This window comes from Rosettibacter sp. KY25 (assembly GCF_057554405.1).
In genome coordinates this window covers 1-6,118 of sequence record NZ_BAAJAO010000046.1, presented here as the reverse complement: position 1 = coordinate 6,118, position 6,118 = coordinate 1, and the positions used below count along the sequence as shown (strand labels likewise).

The window sequence follows — 6,118 nt, the reverse complement described above, 5'->3', positions numbered from 1 at the left end:
ATTGGTGATCTTGGTGGTAAAGGCATTGGATCCTTGAGTAGTGGTACTATTGAGTTCGATTCTACCGAACACGGTATTATCATGTGTATTTACTCGGTCGCTCCACAGAGTGAATATAATGCTTCTTATCTTGATCCTTTCAATAGGAAGTTGACCCGTGAACAGTTCTATCAACCTGAATTTGCTGATCTTGGTTATCAAGCTTTGATTGGTTCTGATCTGATTTGCTCTACTCTCGGTATGAATAGTACACAAGCAGGCTTCTCAGATATAGAACTTAATAATAACTTATTAGGTTATCAGGTTCGTTATAATGAGTATAAGACCGCCCGTGATCTTGTGTTCGGTGATTTCGAGTCAGGTAAATCAATGTCTTATTGGTGTACACCTCGTTTTGATTTCGGCTACGGAGATACAGATAAAAAGATTGCCCCAGAAAATAAAGGAGGTGATGATTATCGTAAAAAAGGTAATCGCTCTCATTGGTCTTCTAGGAACTTCTATATTAACCCAAATTTGGTTAACCCGATCTTCTTAACTTCTGCCGTACAAGCTGATCACTTCATCGTTAATTCATTCTTAGACGTCAAGGCAGTACGCCCTATGTCTGTCACTGGTTTATCATCTCTTTAATTTTGCCTTATGAATCATTTAGATAGAATGCCAAAGGATTGTTATACAATTCCAATTCCTCCATTAGAGGTTAACGGCTTAAATAACGGTATCTCTCCTATAGATGATACATTGTATAATACGCTTTGTCCAATAAACCCTTTGACGGGTCATCGTGACGATATGTTGTCACGTCTGTTCTCTGGTCAGGTTAGTGATACTGAAAAACAGTTGATAGTATCACAGTTAGTTCAGATCAAAGGTGTATCTTCACCTAAGGACTTAACGGATGATGATATATTATCTATTATACCATCTCGTTATCTGTCGGATCCTGTAGAACTTGACCGCTATCGTGATTTTGTTGATGATCTACGCAATATTGATGATAGTACTACGTTAGACACTTCGAATAATGTTACTAATGAACCCGAGCCAACGACTAACGCCGCCGGTTCCCCTGAGTGATATTATTTGATACTGTGTGAATCCGCCCCCTACTCTTGTAGGGGGTAATTTTAATTAAAATAGTAATGTTATGCCATTTCCTATAATTCCCGCTCTTATAGCTGCCGGTTCAGCTATCGCCGGTGGTGCCATGGGCAGTGCTAGTAATCGTAAGACTAACCAAACTAATCTGCAGATTGCCCGTGAGACTAATCAGATGAATTATCAACTCTTTCAGGAGTCTAATGCATTTAATGAAAAGATGTATCATGAAGCTAATGCTTATAATACTCCTTCAGCTCAGATGCAACGTTATGCAGAAGCAGGTATTAACCCTTATATTGCAGCAGGTAATGTTCAGACAGGTAATACTACTTCAGCTTTACAAAGTGCCCCTGCTCCTCAAATGCATGCTGCTCAAATGCAGCCTGATGTTAACATGGCTAACGGTATGATGTCCGCAGGAACTATCATCAGTCAGTATGCACAAAATGAACTTGCCATTGCTCAGGCTCGAAAGACGAATGCAGAGGCTAATTGGATAGATCGTCTTAATGCTGCTTATGTTGGTAATATGAATGCTCATACGGGTGTTTTAAATTCTCAAACTGGCTTACTTGATCTTGATTTTAAAATGAAGCGTGATACATTAGGTAATTATATTAAGTTATCTGATTTGTCTGTTGCGAACGCTCAGGAAACGAATAAAAGTCTTATTCTTCAGAACGTTCATCAGGATATTGAAAACAAGCTTTCTGAAATTAATCTTGGGATCCAGGATAAGTATGCTGAGCAGATGTTTAAAGCGCAGTTTAATTCTATCTTAGTTCATTCTCTTAGTGAATGGATGCACATTGGTATTGACCAACAAAATGCTAATACTAATCGTATGAATGCTGATACTAATCGTATGAATGCTAATACTAATCGTATGGTTGGCATTGCTGAAATAAAAAGTCTTGTTGCTGGTGCTATTGAGAGTGCTGCTCGTACTGCTGGTATTAAAATTGATAATGCTACTTCTAAAATGATACAAAATTATGTAGTTGACACGTATCATAGTGATGCTAAGACTGCTAGTACTCAAGCTCATATTTCTTATAATGAAAGTATTACATCTGATAGAGATCAGAAACATTATAATGCTAATAATTGGGTACGTTGGATTAGTGGTTTTGTTCCATTTGCTTCTGGTGCTGCTATTGGTATCTCTCGTAATATTGCTCGTCCTAAACCTCATACAATTCGTGGATTTAGATAATGTATTATGATTGATTTTTATCGTATCTTAAAATTTTTGTTTTATTATTGGCTATTGTTCATTTGCTTAGCTTCTATTCTAGGTATTTGTATTTTAGTCTACAATCTCTTTAATTAGTCACTCTTCGGAGTGGCTTTTTTGTTGTATATCGGTAATCCGTCAAGGTTATGCAATAAGCCTTGACAGCGTAGCCCCCGTATCCTAACCGCACTCCGTTAGGCGCGGAGGAGCATGCCGACGACCCCGTAAATACTTCTTTCTATGTAATGTGCTGCCGTTCTGTTAATAAATGTGAATTCTATCAGTTTCACGAAGTGTCACGGCTTTAACCATTCTGCCGTGATTGCATCCCCTTGACCAATATCACAAAAACTGACAGAAACTATTTTATCCAATGTAGTTTTGTTGTTTAAGTGTTAAATATATGTTAAATTTTAGGTTAACATACTGTTGATTATATTATTTTATTTATTTTTGCGCTAGTAACATTATTTAATTAATTCTATTCTTATGGTAAATGACAGAGTACCGATGCTATGGCGTACTACTAGACATACTTTAATGATGTCAGTAACAATTCAGCATTACGTTGATCCCCGTAACGGTGTTCATACTTATGTTGTACGTTGGCGTGATGATAATCTTCCTGATCATGTATCGGATAATTATCTTGCATTTCGTTCCTTTGCATCTTGCATTGATTTTATCTGTACTAATTTTAATGGATAGATATAAACTTGCTCAACTTCGTTATGTAAATTGTCCTTTTCGTGATACTATTGGATGTATAGACTTCATGTGTCTTGATTGTCCTGATCCACATGAAACGCTAGAAATCTATAACTTTTATGAATCTTTAAAATCTTGTAAAAATGAAACTGAACGTCAAAGACTTCTTCAAGAACGTACGCTTTTCTCTCGACAAGAACGGCCGTGCCCTTTTTGAGTTTACTATCGGTGGTTTTATTGCCGTATCAATCGCCTTGTACTTAACCTCTTGTTATTCTTCTATGGATGCAGAAAAGTTCCATTATCATGGATCCGTAGGAAAATCTCAGCATGTTACTAATGTTATAGTACATCCTGATTCAGTTCGTTAATTTGTTTTAGTTTTTAGTTATTATGTTCTCTCGAGCACTCGGAAATATTAATCCTTGTTTACGCCCTCACCGCATTTACAATCGTTATATTGGTGAATTCTTGTATACTAATTGTCGTAAATGTGTTCGTTGTCGTAGTTCTTACGCTTCATCTTGGGCAAATAGGATTGATTCTGAGTGCTCTTTTCATCGTTATTCCTTATTCCTTACGCTTACTTATGATAATGATCATCTTCCCTATTATGCACCATTGTTTAATATAGATGGTTCTCGTACTGATGTATGGTGTAGTAACCGTGGTTGTGATAATGGTAAGTTTGTATCTTCTGAAATTGCTCGTCCTATTCCTCCCGTAGGTATGGAAGATACTGTTTGCTTTGCTTATCCATGTAAAAAAGATGTTCAGGACTTTTTCAAGCGTCTACGCAGTAAGATAGATTATAAACTTAAACCCCGTGGAAATGAATACAGAATCAGATACTTCATTTGTTCCGAGTATGGACCTAACACGTTTCGTCCGCATTATCATGCCATTTTGTGGTACGATAGCGAAATACTCCACAACGAACTTAACGTCCTTATACGTGAAACTTGGAAGAACGGTAATACGGACTTCTCACTCGTCAACAGTAGTGCAAGTCAATACGTTGCGAAATATGTTAACGGCGATTGCGATTTACCGTCGTTTTTACGCACTGAATTTACCTCTACATTCCATCTGGCAAGTAAACATCCTTGTATCGGGTATGGTAAGGATGATGAAGAAGCGTTGTATGAAAATGTCATTAACGGAACTTATGGAAGAAATTGCCTTAATAAGTCCACAAATGAGTTTGAATTTGTCTGTCCTCCCCGTAGTCTTGAAAATAGGATCTTGCCAAAGTGTAAAGGATACCGCCGTATATCTCATTCTGAAAGAGTTCGAATATATGCGCTTGCGTATGACTATGAGCAAAAAGGCTTAGATTATAAGTCTTTGTTACCATTCGAGTTTGATTACGCTGCTTACCCTCATGTTGATATACATGCTTCCCTTATGTGCTTGGATTTCTGTAAGCGCTATAATTGGACTCCTGAAATGTTTGTATGTGCATTGGAAGATTACTATTATCATAAAGATATGTATCTTTTGAAAACTCAATATGAATATCAAGTTTCTTATGTTGATAGTGGTAACCCCGTTTGTCACCTTGTAGACTTTGATTTGGATTTAATGAGAAAACTCCCACGTAGGCGTGAAGTTTTCCTTTGTTCTCCTTGGCGTTCCATCATGTCTACTTATGGTCTTGATTCCTCTGTATTGTATGACGCTGATGGTAATCTTAATGGATGGTTATTCTACCATGTCCGTCAATATGGTTCTCATTTCTACTCTGAGAATGTTGCCCGTTATCAAAAGATACATAATGATTCTCTTAAGAATAAGAAACTTAATGAGATACTTAATAAATATATGTTTGTTTAATTTTAAAATTTATTATTATGGGTCTATTTAAAATGCCTGCTCCTAAACCTCGGCTTGCTCGTAATGGTTTTGATCTGAGTTCACGCAGAATATTCTCTGCTAAAGCAGGTCAGTTATTACCAATTGGTTGTTGGGAAGTTAACCCTTCTGAACACTTTAAATTCTCTGTTCAGGATCTTGTACGTACAACTACTCTTAATACTGCTTCTTATGCTCGTATGAAAGAGTATTATCATTTTTTCTTTGTGTCTTATCGTTCTCTGTGGCAATGGTTCGATCAATTCATTGTTGGAACTAACAACCCACATTCTGCGCTTAATGGTGTCAAGAAGAACGGTACTACGAACTATAATCAAATTTGTTCTTCAGTACCTACGTTTGATCTTGGTAAGCTTATTACACGTTTGAAAACGTCTGATATGGATTCACAAGGTTTCAATTATTCTGAAGGTGCTGCTAAGCTGCTTAACATGTTGAACTATGGAGTTACCAACAAAGGTAAGTTCATGAATCTTGAAAATCTGATTACTTCTACTGCTTATCTTCCATCTAAGGATGATAAAGAACCTTCTTCTATATTTATATGTAAGGTATCTCCTTTCCGCTTGCTAGCTTATCAGAAGATATTTAACGACTTTTATCGTAATCAGGATTGGACGCCTTCAGATGTTCGTTCATTTAATGTGGATGACTATGCAGATGATTCCAACTTGACTATTGAACCTGATGTTGCTCTTAAATTCTGTCAGATGCGTTACCGTCCTTATGCAAAGGATTGGTTGACTTCTATGAAGCCTACGCCTAACTATTCAGATGGTATTTTTAACCTCCCTGAGTATGTACGTGGCAATGGAAATGTCATTCTCACTAATAATAAGAGTGGTTCAGTATCTTTGGATAGTGGTACTGTTTCTTCTTCTTCATTCAGTGTTAATGATCTTCGTGCTGCGTTTGCTCTTGATAAGATGTTGGAAGCTACACGCCGTGCTAATGGATTGGATTACGCTTCACAGATAGAGGCGCATTTCGGTTTCAAAGTCCCTGAATCTCGTGCTAATGATGCTCGCTTCCTTGGTGGCTTCGATAACTCCATTGTAGTAAGTGAAGTTGTTTCTACTAATGGTAATGCTGCTTCTGATGGTTCTCATGCTTCTATTGGTGATCTTGGTGGTAAAGGCATTGGATCCTTGAGTAGTGGTACTATTGAGTTCGATTCTACCGAACACGGTATTA

Annotated in this window: 6 protein-coding genes; all 6 read left to right on the top strand. The window is 37.2% G+C overall.

The genetic code is table 11. The annotated features are described in order from the left end of the window. The coding region (locus AC27L2_RS13625) for a major capsid protein (RefSeq protein ID WP_487212318.1) at positions 1-633 on the top strand (633 nt) is incomplete at its 5' end. A gap of 9 nt (positions 634-642) precedes the next feature. Further along, entirely contained in the window at positions 643-1,080 is a 438-nt protein-coding gene (locus AC27L2_RS13620; RefSeq protein WP_487212317.1) for a hypothetical protein, read from the top strand. Between the two features lie 70 nt (positions 1,081-1,150). Beyond that, positions 1,151-2,320 (top strand): hypothetical protein, encoded by a 1,170-nt coding sequence (locus AC27L2_RS13615; RefSeq protein ID WP_487212316.1) that lies wholly within the window; start codon positions 1,151-1,153, stop codon positions 2,318-2,320. A gap of 531 nt (positions 2,321-2,851) precedes the next feature. Next, complete coding sequence (locus AC27L2_RS13610) at positions 2,852-3,049, top strand: hypothetical protein (RefSeq protein ID WP_487212315.1); 198 nt, start codon at positions 2,852-2,854, stop codon at positions 3,047-3,049. A gap of 621 nt (positions 3,050-3,670) precedes the next feature. Continuing rightward, positions 3,671-4,885: a rolling circle replication-associated protein gene (locus AC27L2_RS13605; protein WP_487212314.1), complete on the top strand. Its 1,215-nt coding sequence runs from the start codon at positions 3,671-3,673 to the stop codon at positions 4,883-4,885. A gap of 32 nt (positions 4,886-4,917) precedes the next feature. Beyond that, on the top strand, positions 4,918-6,118 hold a 1,201-nt coding region (locus AC27L2_RS13600; RefSeq protein ID WP_487212313.1), incomplete at its 3' end, for a major capsid protein.